General features: G+C 67.1%; 20 protein-coding genes and 1 pseudogene. 8 read left to right on the top strand and 13 right to left on the bottom strand.

Annotation, left to right across the window (positions count from 1 at the left end):
* Positions 1-119 precede the first annotated feature (119 nt).
* From gstA to ABQJ56_RS10935, 3 genes are all read left to right on the top strand, one after another.
* A complete protein-coding gene (gene gstA / locus ABQJ56_RS10945; RefSeq protein WP_367845051.1) occupies positions 120-740 on the top strand; it encodes a glutathione transferase GstA in 621 nt (206 codons plus the stop codon).
* Positions 741-988: 248 nt separating this feature from the next.
* Complete coding sequence (locus ABQJ56_RS10940; RefSeq protein WP_367845050.1) at positions 989-1,201, top strand: AbrB/MazE/SpoVT family DNA-binding domain-containing protein; 213 nt, start codon at positions 989-991, stop codon at positions 1,199-1,201.
* Positions 1,201-1,578 (top strand): type II toxin-antitoxin system VapC family toxin, encoded by a 378-nt coding sequence (locus tag ABQJ56_RS10935; protein WP_367845049.1) that lies wholly within the window; start codon positions 1,201-1,203, stop codon positions 1,576-1,578. The genes ABQJ56_RS10940 and ABQJ56_RS10935 overlap by 1 nt, the downstream gene beginning before the upstream one ends.
* Positions 1,579-1,644: 66 nt before the next feature.
* On the opposite strand, the gene purB is transcribed toward ABQJ56_RS10935, so the two are convergent.
* Positions 1,645-3,012: an adenylosuccinate lyase gene (gene purB, locus ABQJ56_RS10930; protein WP_367845048.1), complete on the bottom strand. Its 1,368-nt coding sequence runs from the start codon at positions 3,010-3,012 to the stop codon at positions 1,645-1,647.
* 225 nt (positions 3,013-3,237) lie between these two features.
* On the opposite strand from purB, the gene ABQJ56_RS10925 reads away from it, so the two are divergent.
* The gene (locus ABQJ56_RS10925) at positions 3,238-4,620 is read left to right on the top strand and encodes a class II fumarate hydratase (protein WP_367845047.1); all 1,383 of its coding nucleotides are present in this window, start codon (positions 3,238-3,240) and stop codon (positions 4,618-4,620) included.
* Positions 4,621-4,776: 156 nt separating this feature from the next.
* Here ABQJ56_RS10925 and ABQJ56_RS10920 read toward each other — a convergent pair whose 3' ends face one another.
* From ABQJ56_RS10920 to ABQJ56_RS10890, 7 genes and pseudogenes are all read right to left on the bottom strand, one after another.
* On the bottom strand, positions 4,777-5,301 hold the full coding sequence (locus ABQJ56_RS10920; protein WP_367845046.1) for a hypothetical protein: 525 nt from the start codon (positions 5,299-5,301) through the stop codon (positions 4,777-4,779).
* A gap of 47 nt (positions 5,302-5,348) precedes the next feature.
* Positions 5,349-6,050, bottom strand: a complete 702-nt coding sequence (locus ABQJ56_RS10915) for a YggN family protein (RefSeq protein ID WP_367845045.1) — start codon at positions 6,048-6,050, stop codon at positions 5,349-5,351.
* Positions 6,051-6,082: 32 nt separating this feature from the next.
* A complete protein-coding gene (locus ABQJ56_RS10910; protein ID WP_367845044.1) occupies positions 6,083-7,057 on the bottom strand; it encodes a hypothetical protein in 975 nt (324 codons plus the stop codon).
* The gene (locus ABQJ56_RS10905; protein WP_367845043.1) at positions 7,054-7,911 is read right to left on the bottom strand and encodes an ABC transporter ATP-binding protein; all 858 of its coding nucleotides are present in this window, start codon (positions 7,909-7,911) and stop codon (positions 7,054-7,056) included. The genes ABQJ56_RS10910 and ABQJ56_RS10905 overlap by 4 nt, the downstream gene beginning before the upstream one ends.
* On the bottom strand, positions 7,908-8,282 hold the full coding sequence (locus tag ABQJ56_RS10900) for a GntR family transcriptional regulator (RefSeq protein WP_367845042.1): 375 nt from the start codon (positions 8,280-8,282) through the stop codon (positions 7,908-7,910). Before ABQJ56_RS10900 ends, ABQJ56_RS10905 begins: the two co-directional genes overlap by 4 nt.
* Positions 8,283-8,285: 3 nt before the next feature.
* A complete protein-coding gene (locus ABQJ56_RS10895; RefSeq protein ID WP_367845041.1) occupies positions 8,286-8,669 on the bottom strand; it encodes a hypothetical protein in 384 nt (127 codons plus the stop codon).
* Between the two features lie 191 nt (positions 8,670-8,860).
* Positions 8,861-9,354: pseudogene (locus ABQJ56_RS10890) on the bottom strand (FMN-dependent NADH-azoreductase).
* Positions 9,355-9,472: 118 nt separating this feature from the next.
* Between ABQJ56_RS10890 and ABQJ56_RS10885 the strand changes: the two are divergent.
* The 3 genes from ABQJ56_RS10885 to ABQJ56_RS10875 are packed head-to-tail and all read left to right on the top strand — an operon-like array spanning position 9,473 to position 12,431.
* Entirely contained in the window at positions 9,473-10,438 is a 966-nt protein-coding gene (locus ABQJ56_RS10885) for a LysR substrate-binding domain-containing protein (protein ID WP_367845040.1), read from the top strand.
* Positions 10,439-10,479: 41 nt separating this feature from the next.
* Positions 10,480-11,625, top strand: coding sequence for a pyridoxal phosphate-dependent aminotransferase (locus ABQJ56_RS10880; RefSeq protein ID WP_367845039.1), 1,146 nt, complete (start codon positions 10,480-10,482; stop codon positions 11,623-11,625).
* 2 nt (positions 11,626-11,627) lie between these two features.
* Positions 11,628-12,431 (top strand): amidohydrolase, encoded by an 804-nt coding sequence (locus tag ABQJ56_RS10875; RefSeq protein WP_367845194.1) that lies wholly within the window; start codon positions 11,628-11,630, stop codon positions 12,429-12,431.
* Positions 12,432-12,440: 9 nt separating this feature from the next.
* On the opposite strand, the gene arsC is transcribed toward ABQJ56_RS10875, so the two are convergent.
* The 4 genes from arsC to ABQJ56_RS10855 are packed head-to-tail and all read right to left on the bottom strand — an operon-like array spanning position 12,441 to position 15,992.
* Complete coding sequence (gene arsC / locus ABQJ56_RS10870; RefSeq protein WP_367845038.1) at positions 12,441-12,779, bottom strand: arsenate reductase (glutaredoxin); 339 nt, start codon at positions 12,777-12,779, stop codon at positions 12,441-12,443.
* Positions 12,776-14,179 (bottom strand): pseudouridine synthase, encoded by a 1,404-nt coding sequence (locus ABQJ56_RS10865; protein WP_367845037.1) that lies wholly within the window; start codon positions 14,177-14,179, stop codon positions 12,776-12,778. Before ABQJ56_RS10865 ends, arsC begins: the two co-directional genes overlap by 4 nt.
* Positions 14,180-14,191: 12 nt before the next feature.
* Positions 14,192-15,016, bottom strand: coding sequence for an SMC-Scp complex subunit ScpB (gene scpB / locus ABQJ56_RS10860; RefSeq protein WP_437343420.1), 825 nt, complete (start codon positions 15,014-15,016; stop codon positions 14,192-14,194).
* A gap of 16 nt (positions 15,017-15,032) precedes the next feature.
* Positions 15,033-15,992: a segregation and condensation protein A gene (locus tag ABQJ56_RS10855; RefSeq protein ID WP_367845036.1), complete on the bottom strand. Its 960-nt coding sequence runs from the start codon at positions 15,990-15,992 to the stop codon at positions 15,033-15,035.
* A 755-nt stretch (positions 15,993-16,747) separates the two neighbouring features.
* Between ABQJ56_RS10855 and ABQJ56_RS10850 the strand changes: the two genes are divergently transcribed.
* The gene (locus ABQJ56_RS10850) at positions 16,748-17,110 is read left to right on the top strand and encodes a PilZ domain-containing protein (RefSeq protein ID WP_367845035.1); all 363 of its coding nucleotides are present in this window, start codon (positions 16,748-16,750) and stop codon (positions 17,108-17,110) included.
* Between the two features lie 61 nt (positions 17,111-17,171).
* Here ABQJ56_RS10850 and ABQJ56_RS10845 read toward each other — a convergent pair whose 3' ends face one another.
* Complete coding sequence (locus ABQJ56_RS10845) at positions 17,172-18,863, bottom strand: AMP-binding protein (protein WP_367845034.1); 1,692 nt, start codon at positions 18,861-18,863, stop codon at positions 17,172-17,174.
* Between the last annotated feature and the right edge of the window lie 158 nt (positions 18,864-19,021).

Raw genomic sequence — 19,021 nt, 5'->3', positions numbered from 1 at the left:
GCATTCTGCGGCTGACGGGTAGGCCCATGGTATCCATGACGGCGTAGCATGCGGAGCCCGGGCACGCGGTTTCGACGGCGTACGCCCGTTTTCCCGTCCCCCATCATGGAGTCATCGCAATGAAGCTCTATTACTCCCCCGGCGCCTGTTCGCTTTCGCCGCACATCGTGGCGCTGGAAGCCGGCATCGACCTGCAGCTGGAGAAGGTCGACGGCAAGGCCAAGCGCACCGAGAGCGGGGCGGATTTCTGGCTGGTCAACCCCAAGGGCTACGTGCCGGTGCTGGAGCTGGACAGCGGCGAAGTGCTGACCGAAGGCCCGGCCATCGTGCAGTACCTGGCCGACCAGAAGCCCGACAGCGGCCTCGCCCCCGCCAACGGCACGCTGCCGCGCTACCACCTGCAGGAGATGCTGGGCTACATCAACTCGGAGATCCACAAGAGCTACAGCCCGCTGTTCAAGCCCGAGACGCCCGAGGCCACCCGCGCCGAGCGCAAGGAATACCTGAAGCGCCGCTACCAGTTCATCGAGAACGTGCTGGCGAAGCAGCCGTTCCTGCTGGGCGACAAGTTCACCGTGGCCGACGCCTACCTGTTCACCGTGACGAACTGGGCGAAGCACGTGGAGCTGGACCTGTCGGCCTTCCAGGCGCTGCTGGCCTTCCAGAAGCGCGTGGGCGAACGCCCGGCGGTGCGCGAGGCGTTGGAGGCGGAACGGCAGGGGAGGAAGCCCCACGCCTGATGTGCAACGGGCCGCGTGGGGACGCGTGGCCCGTCATTTGTTCGTCATTCCAGCGAAGGCCGGAACCCAGTGAAGCAAGCATGCGAAGCACACGAAGCAGATTTTGCGTGCTGTGCGCGAGTCGCCCGACTGGATGACCAGACGTTTATCAGCTGAAAACCCGGCTTTCGCCGGAATTGGCAACTTGCAGGTGCCGGCCCGGAGTCGTATTCTTACTAAAGCTTCATCGATAGGTTGCAGGTACGATCATGGCTGCCACTGCCACACTTTCCAGCAAATTCCAGATCTCCATTCCCAAGGCCGTCCGTGAGGAACAGCAATGGGAGGCGGGACAGGAGTTCGTGTTCATCCCCAAGGGCAGCGGGGTGCTGGTGATGCCGGTGCCTGAGCTGAAGCAGCTCGCGGGTATCGCCAAGGGAGCCAGTAAGGATGGCTATCGTGATCGCAAGGACCGTTATTGATGCGCGTGGTGGATACGTCGGCCTGGATCGAGTGGCTGATTGGCGGCGCGCTCGGCAGGAAGCTGGGCAACGCATTTCCGGACATGGAACAATGCGTCGTGCCGACGATGGTGCAACTGGAACTTTCCAAGTGGCTGGTGCGTGAGTTGGGTGACGACCGTGCCGACCAAGTCATCGCCTATACGCAGAAATGCGTTGTCGTGTCGCTGGACACGCGCATCGCGTTGCTGGCGGCGGAACTTCATCGCCAGTACAAACTGGCCACAGCCGATGCCATTGTCTATGCGACGGCGCAGGAACAAGGCGCCGATCTGCTGACTTGCGATGCGCACTTCGAGAAGCTGCCGGGCGTGGTGTACTTCCCGAAGCCGGGTTGATGCCTGCGGTGAACAGCCCGATCTCCCGTGGGAGTCGCTCCCACAGGAACCGGCAGTGAGAGCAGGTCAGATGTCCTTCGCCAGCGTTTCGGCGAGACCGACGTAGCCGCCCGGCGCGAGGTCGAGGAGCCGCTGCCTCGCCTCGGCGGGAAGCTCCAGCTGGCCGATGAATCCGCGCATGGATTCCTTCGTGATGCCCTGGCCGCGGGTCAGCGCCTTGAGCTGTTCGTAGGGTTGCGGCAGGCCGTAGCGGCGCATCACGGTCTGCACGGCCTCGGCCAGCACTTCCCAGCTGGCGTCGAGGTCGGCGGCGAGGCGGTCGGCGTTGACGGTGAGCTTGCCCAGGCCTTTCTGCAGCGACTCCAGCGCCACCAGGGTGTGGCCGAAGGCGGTGCCCAGCGCGCGCAGCACGGTGGAATCGGTGAGGTCGCGCTGCCAGCGGCTGATCGGCAGTTTTTCGGCGAAATGCCCGAGCAGCGCATTGGCGAGGCCGAAGTTGCCCTCGGCGTTCTCGAAGTCGATCGGGTTGACCTTGTGCGGCATGGTGGAGGAGCCGACCTCGCCCTCCTTGAGCTTCTGCTTGAAATAGCCCAGCGAGATGTAACCCCACACGTCGCGCGCCAGGTCGATCAGGATGGTGTTGGCGCGGCGCACGGCGTCGCAGTATTCGGCCACGCCGTCGTGCGGCTCGATCTGCGTGGTGTACGGGTTGTAGTCCAGCCCCAGGCTTTCCACGAAGCGCTGCGAGAACGCGCGCCAGTCGATTTCCGGGTAGGTGACGGCATGCGCGTTGTAGTTGCCCACCGCGCCGTTGATCTTGCCGGGGACTTCCAGTGCGGCCAGCTGCCTGCGCTGGCGTTCGAGGCGCGCCACCACGTTCGCCAGTTCCTTGCCCAGGGTGCTGGGGGAGGCGGTCTGGCCATGGGTGCGCGAGAGCATCGGCAGGCCGGCGTTGGCATGCGCCAGTTCGCGCAGCCTGGCGATGATGCCGTCGAAGGCCGGCAGCAGCACCTGCTCGCGTGCGTCGCGCAGCATCAGCGCGTAGGAGAGGTTGTTGATGTCCTCGCTGGTGCAGGCGAAGTGCACGAACTCCCTGGCCTGCGCCAAGGCGGGGTCCGTGCCGATGCGTTCCTTGATGAAGTACTCCACCGCCTTCACGTCGTGGTTGGTGGTGGCTTCGATCGCCTTGATGCGCGCACCATCCTCGACGCCGAAACCGCTGGCGATGGCGCGCAACTGCGTCACCTGCGCGGCCGTGAACGGCGGCAGCTCGGCGATGCCCGGCGCGGCGGCCAGCGCCAGCAGCCACTCGATCTCCACCTGCACACGGCGGTGCATCAGGCCGAACTCGCTGAAGATCGGGCGCAGCGGCTCGACCTTGCCGGCATAACGGCCGTCCAGCGGCGACAGGGCGGTGAGGGCGTGGTTGGACATCGGGGCGTTCCGGCGCGGGGAAACCGCCATTTTACATTGACGGCGGCGCGATGCCTGCCGGCCTATAGTGGCTTTCGGTTGTCATCCCGGCGAAGGCCGGGATCCAGTCAAGTGTGCGTGCGCAGCACACGAAACAGGTTTTGAGTGCTACGCACGAGTAACCAGACTGGATCCCGGCCTTCGCCGGGATGACGAGCACACAATCCATTCCCGCGAGAACCCACCATGACCAGCTTCCGCATCGAACACGACAGCATGGGCGAGCTGCAGGTGCCCGCCGACGCGCTGTACGGCGCGCAGACCCAGCGCGCGATCGACAACTTCCCGATCTCCGGCCTGCGCCTGCCGCGCGAGTTCATCCGCGCGCTGGGCCTGATCAAGGCCGCCGCGGCCGAGGCGAACCTCGGGCTGGGCTACCTGAAGAAGGGCCAGGCCGCGGCGATCCGCAGGGCCGCGCTGGCCGTGGCGGGCGGTGAACACGACGCGCAATTCCCCATCGACGTGTTCCAGACCGGCTCGGGCACCAGCACCAACATGAACGCGAACGAGGTGATCGCCCACCTCGCCGCGCGCGCCGGCGCCAGGGTGCACCCGAACGACCACGTCAACTACGGGCAGAGCTCGAACGACGTGATCCCCACCGCGATCCACGTCAGCGCCAGCCTGGTGGCGCACGAGCAGCTGCTGCCGGCGCTGAGGCACCTGAAGAAGGCCATCGGGCAACGCGCGCGCCAGTTGAAGAACGTGGCCAAGACCGGCCGCACCCACCTGATGGACGCGATGCCGGTGACCTTCGGCCAGGAGCTGTCCGGCTGGGCCGCCCAGGTCGGCACGGCCATCGCGCGCATCGAGGATGCACTGAAGCGCATGCGCCGCCTGCCACAGGGTGGCACCGCGGTGGGCACCGGCATCAATGCCGATCCAAAGTTCGGCGCGGCGGTGGCAAGGGAGCTGAAGAAGCTCACCGGCGTGCGCTTCGAGGCGATGGAAAACCCGTTCGAGGGCATGGCCGCGCAGGACGATGCGGTGGAGCTGTCCGGTCAGCTGAAAGCGCTGGCGGTGGCGCTGATGAAGATCGCCAACGACTTGCGCTGGATGAACTCCGGTCCGCTGGCTGGCCTGGGCGAGATCGAGCTGCCCGCGCTGCAGCCCGGCTCCTCGATCATGCCGGGCAAGGTGAACCCGGTGATCCCCGAAGCCGCCGCGATGGTGGCTGCGCAGGTGATCGGCAACGACGCAGCCATCGCCATCGCCGGCCAGTCCGGCAACTTCCAGCTCAACGTGATGCTGCCGCTGATCGCCTACAACCTGCTCGAATCCCTGGGCATCCTCGCCAATGTCTCGCGCCTGCTCGCCGACAAGGCCATCGCCGGCTTCGTGGTGAACAAGGCGCGGGTGGGGCAGGCGCTGGCGCTGAACCCGATCCTGGTCACCGCGCTCAATCCCGTGATCGGCTACGAAAAGGGCGCGGCTACCGCCAAGCAGGCGTACAAGCAGCATCGCCCGATCATGGACGTGGCGCTGGAAACCACCGGCCTGTCGAAGGCCGATCTGCAGAAGCTGCTCGATCCGCTGGCATTGACCAGGGGCGGCATCCACGGGGAGTGACTTTTCCTCCGTTTCCTCTTCCCTCCGGGGAGAGGATTGAGGTGAGGGTGGGACTCGCGACAGCGTGCAACGGAAGCGCGCTTCGTGGTCCCGGCATCGCCAGCTTGTCCCCTCACCCCTCTCCCCTCCCGGAGGGGAGAGGGGGAAAGGCATGGCTCAGCTCTTCGCGTCGTCTTCGCAATCCGTCACGCTGGCGGCGCTGACGATGGACGCATAGGGCTTGAACGCCGCAAGCTGCGTCGCGAGCTGGTCCTGCGCGGCCTTGATGGCGGCGGTGTCCTTGCAGATGCCCAGGCTCAGATCCTGCAGTTGCCCGGCACCGGCCTTCGCCGCCGCGTCGGCCCTGTCCGGCGTGGACGAAGCCTTCGCGGCGATGGCCTTGGCCGCCGTCTCGATGCCGGCCTTGCCCATGGCCATGCCGGTCTTGCGCACGTTGCGCACGCTGCGGTTGTACTGCACCAGCAGGGCGCGATCGGCGGGCGTGATCGCCACGGGCTTGTCATCGACCGTGAACCCGCCGTCGGAGGCGATGTCCGCCTCCGGTGCGCCGTCGACATGCAGCACCACCACATCCCCGTACAGCTTGATCGCACCGTTTTCCATGGTGGTGTCGGGTATCTGGCAGGCGGCGAGGGTGCATGCCAGCGCGGCGGCAAGCAGCGGTCGGACAGTGGCTTTCATGGCGGCTCCTGTACTGGTTGAAGGACGCGTCGGCGCCTGCGGCGGGGTCAGTCGGAGAACACGGCAAGACCTTTCTTGCCGTTATGATCGATGTCCTTGCCGCAGTCGTCCACGTCCTTCTGCGTCATCGTGGCGTAGGGCTTGAACACGGGCATGGCGGCGGCGAGTTTCTGCTGCGAGGCGAGCAGGTCGGGCATGCGCTTGCACAGGCGCATGGCGGCGGCCTCGATCTTGTCGGTCTGCGGCTTGATGCTGGCTTCGATCTCCTTGTCGCTCTTGCCGGTGAGCGCGCCGAAGATCGCTTCCTTCGCCGCGCTCACGCCGAGGTCGGCGCCCGTGGCGCCTATGTCCATGCCGGCGTCGGCGATGCCGATGATCTGCTGGCGGTAGTCCACCAGCAAGGCGTGCTGCCCGGGCGTGGCATCCACCGGCTTGCCGGCGATCACCAGGTTGCCTTGCGGGGTGATGACGGCTTTCGGCAGTTTGCCGCTGTCGTCGTCGTGCAGGCCATCGCCGTTGATGTGCACGCTGCCGACATCGATGTCCTGCGTGAGCAGTTCCTGCTTGGCCTGGTCGATGCCTTTCTGGACTTCCGTGGCGATGGCCGAAGAGGAACTCTGCTGCTGTGCTTCCTTCACGGCCTGCCCCACGTCGCTGCTGGAGCTGTTGCCGGTCGATTGGCTGCAGGCCGCCAGCGGCAACAGCAGGGCCAGCGCAAGGATGCTGCCGGTGGTCACGGTGCTTTTCATCATGTGTCTCCCCGTGTGAGTTCGTTGGGATATCAGGCGTCGTCGCGCCAGCGGCGGAACCAGATTGCTCCGGCGAGCAGGGCGAGGCCGGCGACCGCGCCGATCCAGAAGCTTGGTGTGGTCATCACGCCGTAGGCGTTGCCGAGGTTCAGGGCATCCAGTGCATGCTCTGTGCCACTGCTCACGTTCTGGTAGTTGCCGGCACCCAGCCAGCTGCCCGGGAACACGCTGAGCAGGATGCGGCCGCACACGTCGCCCCAGTACCAGCCGCTGCCCACTACGCGGGTGCCCAGCAGGTTGAACCAGCCCAGCATCATGCCTACCGCCAGCGGTAGTACCGCGGCCCACAGGAACGGCTTGCTGCGCGCCCAGGCGGAGCAAAGCAGCAACCAACCCGTGCTCGGCAACGCCCACAGTGCGTACAGCGGAATGGTGCCGACCAGATTGGCGACGACCCGGAACGGATGCGCGTAGACCAGCAGATGCCAGGCGCCGACGCCGTGGAAGGACAGTGCGATGACGAACAGCAGCAGCATCCCGATGCCGGTGATCACGCCACAGATCATTGCGATCACTGGTGCCAGCACGGTACCGGCCACGACCTTGGAGAGCACGGTGGCGGAATCCGACAGCGGCAGCGACTTCCAGAACAGCAGGCTGCGGTCGCGGCGGTCGTCGTACAGGGCGCCGAGGCAGTAGAAGAACACCACGAAGCCCAGCACGATGCTGATGATGAACGAGGTCGAGTACATCACCATGTCCATCAGCGCGCCGGCCCTGGCCGCATCGTCCGCGCTCAGCGTGTGGTCGAGAAGGTGGATCTGGTCGTTGAACATGAAGTGCATGCCGTGCTGCGCGCCGATCACCTCGCCGGCGATGATGCCCATCAGGTTCAGCAGCAGGAATACGCCGCCGGTAATCACCGGCGCCCACAGGAAGCCGCCGCGATGTTCCCAGAATTCGCGTTTCACCAGCCAATACATTTCGTTTAGAACCGGGGTTTTCATGCGTAGGTTCCTTTCATGGTGGCGACGAACAGGTCGCTGACGGAGGGGCGGCGGATCTCGCCCAGTGCCTCCAGCCGCGCGCGGTCGGCGCCGTCGAACAGGAAGATGCTCTTGCCGAATACCTGGCGCTCGTCGAGCGGCTTGAGTTGGCGGGCTTCGGCGGCCTTGTCGGCGCCCACCATCACCTCGGCGAAGCGTTCGCCCACGGCGTCCATGTCGGCGTCCAGCACGATGCGGCCGTCGCGGATGAACATCAGGTCGGTGAGGATGTGCTCGACTTCCTCCACCTGGTGGGTGGTGACGATGATGGTCTTGTTCTCGTCGAAGTAGTCCTCCAGCAGGCTCTGGTAGAACTGCTTGCGGTAGAGGATGTCCAGGCCCAGGGTGGGTTCGTCCAGCACCAGCAGGCGCGCGTCGATCGCCATCACCAGGGCCAGGTGCAGCTGCACGATCATGCCCTTGGACATCTGCTTGACGCGCTGGTTGGGGGTGAGCTTGGTACGGGCCAGGAAGGCCTCGCACTTCTTGCGGTCGAAGCGCGGATGCGTGTTGGCGACGAAGTCGACCGCCTCGCGCACCCGGATCCATCGCGGCAGCACGGCCACGTCGGCGATGAAGCAGACCTGCTCCATCAGCTTGCCGCGCTGTTTGCGCGGGTCGAGGCCCAGCACGCTGAGCTCGCCCTGGAAGTCGGTGAGGCCGAGGATGGCTTTCAGCGCGGTGGTCTTGCCCGCGCCGTTCGGGCCGATCAGGCCCACGATGCGGCCGGCCTCGATGCGGAAGCTGGCATTGTCCAGCGCGGCGGCGTTCTTGTAGCGCTTGCTCAGGTTGCTGGCGGCGACGACGGCGTTCATGCGGGCTTCTCCGGGTCGGCCTGCGTCTCGCGCAGCAGGGTCTTCAGGTCCAGGCCCAGCCGTTGCAGGCGGGCGTACAGCGCGGGCCACTCCTCGCGCAGGAAACGTTCACGCTCGGATTTCAGCAGTTCTTCGCGCGCTCCTTCGATCACAAACATGCCCAGGCCCCTCCTTTTCTCAACCAAGCGTTCATCGACCAGCTCCTGGTACGCCTTTGAAACGGTCAGCGGATTGATCTGGAAATCCGCGGCCACCTGGCGCACCGACGGCAGCGGGTCGCCCTCGTTCAAGGCGCCATCCAGGATCATCGCCACCACGCGTTGATGCAGTTGGCGATAGATCGGGATGCTGTCGTTCCAGGTGATGGTCATGGATTATTCCTTGCTGCTGGCGATGCCGGCCGTCGTGGTGCCGAACGAATAGTAGGGCATGGCCAACTGCGCCCCGAGCTGCGCGGCACGGCCGCCATCGGGCAGGGTGACGACGCCCACCACGGCATGTTCCAGCAGGGCCGCAGCCTTCAGCTCGGCCGTCGTGGGCGTGACCACGACCGGAGCCAGGTTGGTCACGTGGATGCCGTTGATCCAGGCGACCTCGGGCGTGCGGACCGGCAGGTTCACCAGCGCCAGGGTCAGGCTGGTCATCACCAGGGCTGCGGCAGAAGCGATCCAGCGGCGGGCCGGAATCAGGGTGGAGACGAAGACGTCGTCGGCGACGACGGCAGGATGGTTCGTGCTGGACTCGTGCTTCGCGTTCATGGCAGCCCTCCTCTGGTGAGCTCGTGGACCGGTGTTGTAGTGAACTATAACACTAAAGCTTAGGCCGTCAAGCGCTTCGATCGGTTTTGGCAACATGACTGATGGCAGTGGTGCCCGCGGGATGCGCAAACGCGCAAGGCCAGCGCAGTGGCTGGCCTTGCGGGGAGTCCGCTTTCGTGTCGGCAGGTGGCTCAGGCGGCCTTCGCGAGCGCTGCCGGCGCGTGGAGGGCCTGGTGCGCGGCGGCCTGCGCGCCCGCCTTGTGTCCGGTGCCGATGTTGACGCCTTCGGCGCGCACGAACTCGACCTGGTCGATGCCCAGGAAGCCAAGCAGGGCGCACAGGGAGGGCTCCTGGAAGTCCACGGGGCTGTTGCGTGCATGCCGCCGCCGCCGCGGCTGGAGGCCACGATCACCCGCTTGCCTCCGGCCAGGCCCTCGGAGCCGTTGGGGCCATAGCGGAGGGTCTTGCCCGCCACCGCGATCCGATCCGGCCAAGCCTTGAGCTGGCTGGAGATGCTGAGGTTGTACATTGGTGCGCCGATCACCACGATGTCGGCGGCAAGGAATTCCTCCGGCATCTCGCCGCCGTGGTGCAGGCGCTGCAGTTCGGCGACGATCTCCGCGGAAAGCTGGCGCGAAACCGAATGGTTGCCCAGCGCGCCGGAATCGATGCGCAAGAGCTTCATGGCGGCTTCCCGATGGTGATCTGGCCGGCATGGCCGGCGACACGATCAAGATATATCTGGAACAATTCGGCGATAAACCGGCAAAAATCGAACTATTTGTTCGGAAAGGGAAACGGCCATGGCGCAGTTGATCGGCGCGCTGCAGGATCTCAACGACCTGTACTTCTTTGCTGCGGTGGTGGAACACGGCGGCTTTTCCGCGGCGGGGCGAGCGCTGGGCGTGCCCAAGTCGCGACTCAGCAAGCGGGTGGCGCAGCTGGAGGACCGCCTCGGCGTGCGCCTGCTGCAGCGGACCACCCGCCGCTTCGTGGTCACCGAGGTGGGCGAGCGTTTCTACGCGCATTGCCGCGCGGTGCTGGAGGAGGCGCGCGCGGCGCAGGACGCGGTGGACGAGCTGCGCGCCGAACCGCGCGGCGTGGTGCGCCTGAGCTGCCCGGTGTCGCTCACCCAGACCGTCCTGGCGCACGTGTTGCCTGACTTTCTCGCGAAGTACCCCAAGCTGCAGGTGCGGGTACTGTCCAGCAACCGCCGCGTGGACCTGCTCGGCGAGGGCTACGACCTGGCGATCCGCGTGCGCAGCAAGCTGGACACCGATGCCAACATGGTGGTGCGCAGCTTCGGCCAGTCGCGCGTGCTGCCAGTGGCCAATCCCGCGCTGCTCGATGCGCTGGGGCGGCCGCAGCATCCCGACGAGCTGGCAAAGCTGCCGGCGCTGTCGATGCAGGAGCACGAAGGCCCGCAGACCTGGGAACTGATCGACACGGCGGGCGAGCGGGTCAGCGTGGAAGTGAACGCACGGTTGATCTGCGGCGACTTCGCCTTGCTGCTGGATGCGGCGCGCCGCGGCATCGGCGTGACCCTGCTGCCGGAGTTCGTCTGCGCACCGGCGGTGACCCGCGGCGAACTGGAAGTGCTGCTGCCGGGATGGAGTGCGCCGGAAGGCACCATGCACTTCATCTACCCCAGCCGCCGCGGCATGCTGCCGAGCGTGCGCGCCCTGGTGGACTTCCTCGCCGAACGCCTGCCCGAGGCCGCCTTGCGCACGCAGGAAGAGTGCAAGACCCGGGCATTGCCGAGCCTCTGACGCATGCTACGCTTTCGTTTGGACTTCCATATGGCAACGCGATGAAGATCGACACCAAGCTCCCCAAGGTCGGTACCACCATTTTCAGCGTGATGAGCCAGCTCGCGCTGGAGCACAAGGCGGTGAACCTGGGGCAGGGCTTCCCCGATTTCGAGCCGCCGCAAGGCCTGCGTGACGCGCTCACGCGCGCAATGAACGAGGGCCGCAACCAGTACGCGCCGATGCACGGCACCGCGCCGTTGCGCGAGCAGATCGCGGCCAAGACCGCGCGCATGTACGGCCACCGCCCCGACGTGGACGCCGAGATCACCGTCACCTCCGGCGCCACCGAAGCGCTGTTCGCCGCCATCGCATCCGTGGTGCGCGCGGGCGAGGAAGTGATCGTGTTCGATCCCGCCTATGACAGCTACGAGCCGGCGATCGAGCTGCAGGGTGCGAAGGCGGTGCACATCCCGCTGGTCGCGCCGAGCTTCGCGGTGGACTGGCAGCGCGTGCGCGATGCGGTGACGCCGCGCACGCGCATGATCCTCATCAACAGCCCGCACAACCCTTCCGGCGCGGTGCTGTCGGCGGCCGATCTCGAAGAGCTGGCGTCGATCGTGCGCGACAGCGGCATCGTGGTGCTGTCCGACGAAGTCTACGAGCACATCATCTACGACGGCCGGCAGCACGAAAGCGTGCTGCGCCACCCGGAGCTGGCCGCGCGCAGCATCGTGATCTCCTCCTTCGGCAAGACCTACCACTGCACCGGCTGGAAACTGGGCTACGCGGTGGCGCCGAAGGCGCTCACGGCGGAATTCCGCAAGGTGCACCAGTACCTCACGTTCTGCAGCTTCCATCCCGCGCAGGCGGCGTTCGCCGAGTTCCTCGCCAGCGACCCGCAGCACTACCTGGAGCTGCCCGCGTTCTACCAGGCCAAGCGCGACCGTTTCCGCGCGCTGCTGGCGCCGTCGCGCTTCAAGCTGCTCGACGTGCCGGGCGGTTACTTCCAGTTGGTGGACTACTCGGCCATCCGCGACGAGGACGACCTGGCCTTCAGTCGCTGGCTGGTGGAGCAGGGCGGGGTGGCGGCGATCCCGCTGACGCCGTTCTGCGAAGCCGCGCCGGGCACGCGCCTGCTGCGCCTGTGCTTCGCCAAGAGCGACGCCACCATGGAGGCGGCCGCCGAGCGGTTGTGCAAGCTGTGAGCCTGCAGCCCTTGACCGTTTCGCTGGTGCAGGGCGCCACCCGCTGGCACGACGCGCCGGCCAACCGCGACTACTACGGCGCGCTGGTGCGCCGCGCGCGCGGCAGCGACCTGGTCGTGTTGCCGGAAACCTTCCTCTCCGGCTTCAGCAACGACACCGGCGCCAGCGCCGACAGCATGGATGGCGAGGGCGTGGCCTGGCTGCGCGCGCTGGCCGCCGAGGTGGATGCCGTGATCTGCGGCAGCCTGGCGATCCGCGAGGGCGACACCGTCTACAACCGCCTGCTGTGGATGCGTCCGGACGGCGCGTTCGAGCAGTACGACAAGCGCCACCTGTTCCGCATGGCCGGCGAGCACACCCGCTACGGCGGTGGCGACAAGCGCCTGATCGTGGAGCTGAAGGGATGGCGCATCCTGCCCCAGGTCTGCTACGACCTGCGCTTCCCGGTGTGGCTGCGCAACCGCCGGCTGGCCAGCGCCGCGGGCGGCATGGACTATGACCTCGCCATCTTCGTGGCGAACTGGCCCGCGCCGCGCCGCCAGCCCTGGCGCACCCTGCTGCGCGCCCGCGCCATCGAGAACCTGGCCTGCGTGATCGGCGTGAACCGCGTGGGCGTGGACGGCAACGAGCTGCCCTACGCCGGCGACAGCGCGGTGCTCGACCCGGTGGGCGAGGCGCTGGTGGAGTGTGGTGCGCTGGAGCAGGTCGCCACGCTCACCCTCGATCCCGCGCCGCTGCTCGCCCATCGCGAGCGCTTCCCGGCGTGGATGGATGCCGACGGATTCACGCTGATCCCGGACGCCTGACTCCGTTTTTCAGAGTATGGCCAGTACGGCCTCGGGCGGCCGCCCGATCATGGCCTTGCCGTTGGCGACCACGATGGGGCGCTCGATCAGGATCGGGTGGGCGACCATCGCGGCGATCAGGGCATCCTCGTCCAGCGCGGGATCGGCAAGGCCGAGTTCCCTGTAGACGGCTTCGCCGCTGCGCAGCAGCTGCCGGGCGGGAATGCCGAGCAGCTTGAGCAGCTGTTTCAGCTCATCGGCGTCGGGCGGCGCGTCGAGGTAGTCCACCACCTCGACCTCGCGGCCTTCCAGCAGCGCCAGGGTGGCGCGCGACTTGCTGCAGCGGTGGTTGTGGTAGATGCGGATCATCGGTTGCCGGAACGGTTGCCGCCGCGTCCGTGCGGGCGGTTGCCGCCGGGACGGTTGCCGCCGTGGGCCGGACGGTTGCCGCCCTGGCCCTGCGGCCGGCCGCGGCCACCGGGACGATTGCCGCCGGGGCGCGCTTCGCTGCCATGGCCGCCGCCGAAACCACTGTAGGGACTGGCTGGCGCAAAGCCGCCATGGCCCGCGCCGCCGTGGGCGCCGCCGGCCTTGCCGCTGCGACGCTTGCCCTGGCCTCCGGCCGGTCGGGCGGCGCCATCGCGGTTGTCGCCGGCGAACCAGGTGCGTACCGAGGGCAGCTCCTGGCCGGGCGCGACGCCGCGCTTGTTCTTCTTGCGGTGATTGGCGCCGGGCGCGCGCTCGGGTCGTGCCACGTTGCCGTTCACCTCCTGGCCGGGGCGGCGCTGCTTCTGGCGGCCGCGCGGCGGTTCCTCGCGGATGCGGTCGAAGGCGCGCAGCTCGCGCGCCTCGTCCTGGTAGCCGCTGCTCCAGCCGCCGGTGGAGCCGCTCTCGGGCCGGTATTCGGTGACGTTGCGGTTGGCCCGGCGCTGGTGCAGCACCGGGCTCAGGGTGAGCACGGGCTGCGGCGCGCCGAGGCCGGCGGTCTGACGCAACTGCTTCACGGCTTCCTCGTCCAGCGGCGCGCAGTCATCGCGGCGCAGGGTGCGCGGCAGCTCGATGCGGCCATAGCGGATGCGCTTCAGGCGGCTGACCAGGAAGCCCTGCGAATCCCACAGTCGGCGCACTTCGCGGTTGCGGCCCTCGCGGATCACCACGCGGAACCAGCTGTGGCTGCCGCCGCGACTGATGACGGCGATCTCGTCGAAGCGGGCGGGGCCGTCTTCCAGTTCCACGCCGGCCTTGAGCTTTTCGATCACCTCGTCGGGCACTTCGCCGTGCACGCGGCAGAGGTATTCGCGCTCGATGCCGCTCTTCGGATGCATCAGCGCGTTGGCCAGCTCGCCGTCGGTGGTGAGCAGCAGCAGGCCGGTGGTGTTGATGTCGAGGCGACCCACGGCGACCCAGCGCGCGCCCTTGAGGCGCGGCAGCTGCTCGAACACGGTGGGGCGGCCTTCGGGGTCGTCGCGGGTGGTGAGCACGCCTTCGGGCTTGTGGTAGATCAGCACCTCGGCGTCGCCGCGGTTGTCGGTGGCGACCACGAACTGCTTGCCGTCGACCACCACGCGGTCGCCGGCGTGCACGCTGGTGCCGATCGTCGCGGGGGTGCCGTTGAGCTCGATCTCGCCGGCCTGGATGCGTTGTTCAAGCATGCGGCGCGAGCCGAGGCCGGCGTTGGCGAGCACCTTGTGCAGGCGCTCCTCCAGCGGTGCGGCGTCGCCGACCGGCGCGCGCTTGAGGGAAAGGATGGATTTCTGCGGCGCAGTCATGCGCGGTACTCCTCAGGAATGCTGTGCGTCGTCGTCGTTGTCGACGTCGTCCGCGGGGGCCGCTGCCTCGTCGGCAGTGGTGGTGGGTTCGGATTCATCGGACGCGGTTGCCGCGTCCTCGGTGGTTTCGGCAGGGGCCGCCGGCGTTTCGTGCCCCGTGGCAACGGGATCAGGCGCGGGCCCGTCCGTTTCCGTGCTGCCGGTTGCGGCGGCCAAGTCGTCGGCCGGCGTTTCCTCGTCCGGGTCGATCGGCAGGTCCTTGATGACGCGGGCCGGCAGCGGGGTCTGCTCGAAGCCCATCTGCGGGTCTTCCATGTCGCGGATTTCGGACAGCGGCGGCAACTGGTCCAGCGACTTCAGGTTGAAGTAGTCGAGGAAGGCGCGGGTGGTGCCGAACAGCGCCGGCCTGCCGGGCACGTCGCGGTAGCCGACCACGCGGATCCATTCGCGTTCTTCCAGCGTCTTGACGATGTTGCTGGACACCACCACGCCGCGGATCTGCTCGATCTCCGGGCGGGTGATCGGCTGGCGGTAGGCGATCAGCGCCAGCGTTTCCAGCAGGGCACGCGAGTAGCGGCTGGGTTTCTCGGTCCACATCCGCGAGATCCACGGGTGCACGTCCTGGCGCACCTGGTAGCGGAAGCCGGAGGCGACTTCCTTCAGCTCCACGCCGCGACCCTCGCAGTCGGCGGCGAGCGCTTCCAGGGCGCGCGCGATCTGTTCATGGCCGACTTCGTCGGTTTCGGCGAACAGGTCACCGAGCTGGGCGACGGTCATCGGCTGGCTGGCGGCGAGCAGGGCCGCCTCGACGATGGGTTTGAGTTGCTCGATCTGCATGGTTCCCGGTGCCGATTCAGTGCGTGCCGTTGCCGGCGGTGTCCGGTGTCTCGAACGCCCGTTCCTCTGCGGCGGGGTCATCCGCCCCGTCGCCTTCCATCCCGTCGGCGAGAGGTTCCTCGCCGTGTTCCACCCGCGCCTTCAGGTAGATCGGCGCCAGCGGAGCTTCCTGCACGATCTCGATCAGCATTTCCTTGGCCAGCTCCAGCATGGCGAGGAAGGTGACCACCACGCCGAGGCGGCCTTCGCCGACGTCGAACAATGTTTCGAAGCGGTGGAAGGCATGACCTTCCAGCTTGCCCAGCAATTCGCCCATGCGCTGGCGCACGCTGAGCGCCTCGCGCTTGATCGCGTGGTGGCCGAACAGTTCGGCGCGGTGCAGCACGTCCTTCAGCGCCAGCAGCATTTCCTTCAGGTCCAGCGGCGGCGGCAGCTTGATCACGTTGCGTTCGCCGGTGTCGGCCTGCGCAGGCGCGGTGTCGCGTTCCATGCGGGGCAGGGCCTCGATGTCCTCGGCGGCCTTCTTGAAGCGTTCGTACTCCTGCAGGCGGCGCACCAGTTCGGCACGCGGGTCGTCCTCCAGGCCTTCCTCGGCAGGCGGCCGGGGCAGCAGCAGGCGCGACTTGATCTCGCCCAGGATCGCGGCCATCAGCAGGTATTCCGCGGCCAGTTCCAGCCGCATCGTCTCCCGCATCATGTCGATGTATTCCATGTATTGCCGGGTGATCTCGGCAATCGGGATGTCCAGGATGTCCAGGTTCTGCCGGCGAATCAGGTACAGCAGCAGGTCCAGTGGGCCTTCGAACGCCTCAAGGAAAACCTCCAGCGCGTCCGGCGGGATGTACAGGTCCTGCGGCATCTGCAGCACGGGCTCGCCACGCACGATCGCCAGCGGCATTTCCTGCTGCTGGGGATGTGCCGCGTGGTTGTCCTGCGCTACGACCGGGCTCTGCGGCCCGACTGGCTCGGTGCTCATCGATACGTGTCGTTGGGCCGCCTGGCGGCCGGCAATGCGTACTGATCCATCATGGGCGAAACGGTTGCCTCGCTGGACGATCCGGTCGGGACCCGGGCGGATCGTGGCGTCGAGGCGTCGCTTCGGTAAAGCGGTTTCGCACGGTGCCGTGCAGGCAGTGTCCAGTTCCCCCTTGTCGTTGCCGGCGTGACGAAGCCGCGTGTCGCGGTTCGATCAGGCGTGCGGGCATTGCAGCCAAGTGCCGGCGCGGGACGCTGGTCGCGTCTGGCGGGAACAAGGCGATGCGGTGACGATGGAAACGTCACCGACAAGTCGGGCGATCTGCCTGGGGCATCGGGTGGGTGCCATCGCTGCCGGGACGGCCGGCCCGCGTCTGACCATGGCACCACGCGCGGGATACAGAGTAGCGACTGGCCGGCAACAAGTCCAGCGCATGCGGGACGGTGGAAGCAAGCGGGAACCTGCGCCCGCCGGCGCGTACAATGGAATTCTTGGCTGCACGTGCCGATGCGACCGACTTCGACGACACGGACGGGAGGGATGCCGTGCAGGTGACCTTGAGTGTCCGAGACGGCGAGCAAGCGTCAGTTGCCTCGGCTCAGTTGCCTCGGCAGCAGTGGCTTGCAGCGGCGTGCAGCGCTGCCATTTGGTGAATGGCACGCGGCTTGCTTGAACGGGATGGCGGACACGGCGGAGCGAGTCGATCCGCAGGGACCGCATGAGCGGTGGGGGTGCAACAGAACAAGGAGCCCGGCATGGCGAAGGACGACAACAATCTCAGCGAGGAAGCCGAACGCCTGCGTCCGGCACGCATGCAGATCGAGACGACCGTGCTGATGAGTCGCGGCGTCGAGTCGCATCCCACCGAACTGGTGGACATTTCCGCGACCGGTGCGCTGCTGCGTCGACCGCTGGGCTGGGCCGGCGAGGTCGGGCAGACCTGGTTGCTGGACATGATCTTCGGCAACGACCTGCACATCCACCTGGAGGCACAGGTGGCGCGCGTCGCCGACCATCATGTCGGCTTTTCCTACGTGTGCATCCCGGAGGACAAGCAGGTGCCGCTGTGGAACCTGCTGGGCGGCTACGCCGACATCCTGGAGGCGTGGAAGAACTGATTGCGTTTCCACGCAGCCGGTTGAATCGAAGGCCCCGCCATGAAGCGGGGCCTTCGCCGTTTCAGTGGGCGCCGGCCACGGCTTTCTTCTCGTCGCGCAGCTCGCGGCGCAGGATCTTGCCCACGTTGCTCTTGGGCAGGGCGTCGCGGAACTCGATGAACCTGGGCCGCTTGTAGCCGGTGAGGTTGTCGTGGCAGAACTGCTTGAGCGCCTCGACGGTGAGGCCCGGGTCCTTGCGCACCACGAACAGCTTCACCACTTCGCCGGAATGCTCGTCCGACACGCCCACTGCGGCCACCTCGGCCACGCCGGGATGCTGCATCACCGTGTCCTCCACCTCGTTCGGGTACACGTTGAAGCCGGACACCAGGATCATGTCCTTCTTGCGGTCGACGATGTAGAAGTAGCCGTTCTCGTCCATCTTCGCGATGTCGCCGGTGTGCAGCCAGCCGTCGGCATCGAGCACATTGGCGGTCTCGTCGGGGCGGTTCCAGTAGCCCTGCATCACCTGCGGGCCCTTCACCATCAGTTCGCCCACTTCGCCGACCGGCAGCGGCCGGTTGTCCTCCGACCAGATCGCCACGTCGGTGGAGGGGACCGGCAGGCCGATCGAGCCGTTGTAGTCCTTGAGATCGAGCGGGTTGATGCAGGCTGCCGGCGAGGTTTCGGTGAGGCCGTAGGCCTCGACCAGCGGGCAGCCGGTGACTTTCTTCCAGCGTTCGGCCACCGCCCGCTGCACGGCCATGCCGCCGCCCAGCGTCAGATGCAGACGCGAAAAGTCCAATTCGGCGAAGCCCGGCGTGTTGAGCAGGCCGTTGAACAAGGTGTTGACCCCGGTCAGCGCGGTGAAGCGCGAGGCCTTCAGCTCCTTGACGAAGCCCGGCATGTCGCGCGGGTTGGTGACCAGCCAGTTGAGCCCGCCCAGCCGCATGAACACCAGGCCGTTCGCGCACAACGAGAAGATGTGATACAGCGGCAGGGCGGTGATGATGATTTCCTCGCCCGGCTTTGCGTTCTGCCCGACCCAGGCACCGGCCTGCAGCATGTTCGCCACCATGTTGCCGTGGCTGAGCATGGCGCCCTTGGCCACGCCGGTGGTGCCGCCGGTGTACTGCAGGAAGGCGATGTCGCCGTGGCCCAGCGCCACTTCCGGCAGCGGATGCGCGGCGCCCTGGGCCAGCGCGTCGCGGAAGCGCACCGCCTGGGGCAGGCGGTAGGCCGGCACCATCTTCTTGACGTGCTTGAGCACGAAGTTGACCAGCGCGCCCTTGGGGAAGCCGAGCAGGTCGCCGATGCCGGTGGTGACGACGTGCTTCACGTCCGTCTCGGCTACCACCTGCTGCAGCGTGGCGGCGAAATTGTCCAGCACCACGATGGCCTTGGCACCGGAATCCGCGAGCTGGTGCTTCAGTTCGCGCGCGGTGTACATCGGGTTGGTGTTGACCACCACCAGGCCGGCGCGCAGCGCGCCGAACAGGGCGATCGGGTACTGCAGCACGTTCGGCATCATGATCGCGATGCGGTCGCCCTTGCCGAGCCTGAGCACGCCGGTGAGGTAGCCCGCGAACTGGCGGCTGAGCGTGTCGATCTGGCCGTAGCTGAGCTGCTTGCCGAAGTTGGCGAAGGCGGGGCGGTCGCGGAAGTGCCGGCAGGCTTCTTCCAGCACGGCGGCCACCGAGGCGTAGGCATGGAGGTCGATCTCGGCTGGGACGCCTTGCGGGTAGTGGTCCAGCCACGGACGCTCGTTGCTCATGTGCTTGCTCGACTCCTGGATCCTGGCCGCCAAGGCTGGTGCGGAGATGGCGACGCCCCTTCCGGCATTGGAGCATACGGTCGCGTACAGCAGCAAGCCGCGGCCTGCGTTCGCTCTGCGATCATCCATGATCGCGGGAATCAAACGGGCAGCCATCC

It is taken from the genome of Rhodanobacter geophilus (genome assembly GCF_040812275.1).
Lineage (GTDB): Bacteria > Pseudomonadota > Gammaproteobacteria > Xanthomonadales > Rhodanobacteraceae > Rhodanobacter_A > Rhodanobacter_A geophilus.
This window is presented reverse-complemented; position numbering and strand designations above follow the sequence as displayed.

Excerpts from the sequence above, each read along its gene's own strand:
- gstA (WP_367845051.1), top strand. The coding sequence starts at position 120 with ATGAAGCTCTATTACTCCCCCGGCGCCTGTTCGCTTTCGCCGCACATC.
- ABQJ56_RS10940 (WP_367845050.1), top strand. The coding sequence starts at position 989 with ATGGCTGCCACTGCCACACTTTCCAGCAAATTCCAGATCTCCATTCCC.
- ABQJ56_RS10935 (WP_367845049.1), top strand. The coding sequence starts at position 1,201 with ATGCGCGTGGTGGATACGTCGGCCTGGATCGAGTGGCTGATTGGCGGC.
- purB (WP_367845048.1), bottom strand. The coding sequence starts at position 3,012 with ATGTCCAACCACGCCCTCACCGCCCTGTCGCCGCTGGACGGCCGTTAT.
- ABQJ56_RS10925 (WP_367845047.1), top strand. The coding sequence starts at position 3,238 with ATGACCAGCTTCCGCATCGAACACGACAGCATGGGCGAGCTGCAGGTG.
- ABQJ56_RS10920 (WP_367845046.1), bottom strand. The coding sequence starts at position 5,301 with ATGAAAGCCACTGTCCGACCGCTGCTTGCCGCCGCGCTGGCATGCACC.
- ABQJ56_RS10915 (WP_367845045.1), bottom strand. The coding sequence starts at position 6,050 with ATGAAAAGCACCGTGACCACCGGCAGCATCCTTGCGCTGGCCCTGCTG.
- ABQJ56_RS10910 (WP_367845044.1), bottom strand. The coding sequence starts at position 7,057 with ATGAAAACCCCGGTTCTAAACGAAATGTATTGGCTGGTGAAACGCGAA.
- ABQJ56_RS10905 (WP_367845043.1), bottom strand. The coding sequence starts at position 7,911 with ATGAACGCCGTCGTCGCCGCCAGCAACCTGAGCAAGCGCTACAAGAAC.
- ABQJ56_RS10900 (WP_367845042.1), bottom strand. The coding sequence starts at position 8,282 with ATGACCATCACCTGGAACGACAGCATCCCGATCTATCGCCAACTGCAT.
- ABQJ56_RS10895 (WP_367845041.1), bottom strand. The coding sequence starts at position 8,669 with ATGAACGCGAAGCACGAGTCCAGCACGAACCATCCTGCCGTCGTCGCC.
- ABQJ56_RS10885 (WP_367845040.1), top strand. The coding sequence starts at position 9,473 with ATGGCGCAGTTGATCGGCGCGCTGCAGGATCTCAACGACCTGTACTTC.
- ABQJ56_RS10880 (WP_367845039.1), top strand. The coding sequence starts at position 10,480 with ATGAAGATCGACACCAAGCTCCCCAAGGTCGGTACCACCATTTTCAGC.
- arsC (WP_367845038.1), bottom strand. The coding sequence starts at position 12,779 with ATGATCCGCATCTACCACAACCACCGCTGCAGCAAGTCGCGCGCCACC.
- ABQJ56_RS10865 (WP_367845037.1), bottom strand. The coding sequence starts at position 14,179 with ATGACTGCGCCGCAGAAATCCATCCTTTCCCTCAAGCGCGCGCCGGTC.
- scpB (WP_437343420.1), bottom strand. The coding sequence starts at position 15,016 with ATGCAGATCGAGCAACTCAAACCCATCGTCGAGGCGGCCCTGCTCGCC.
- ABQJ56_RS10855 (WP_367845036.1), bottom strand. The coding sequence starts at position 15,992 with ATGAGCACCGAGCCAGTCGGGCCGCAGAGCCCGGTCGTAGCGCAGGAC.
- ABQJ56_RS10850 (WP_367845035.1), top strand. The coding sequence starts at position 16,748 with ATGGCGAAGGACGACAACAATCTCAGCGAGGAAGCCGAACGCCTGCGT.
- ABQJ56_RS10845 (WP_367845034.1), bottom strand. The coding sequence starts at position 18,863 with ATGAGCAACGAGCGTCCGTGGCTGGACCACTACCCGCAAGGCGTCCCA.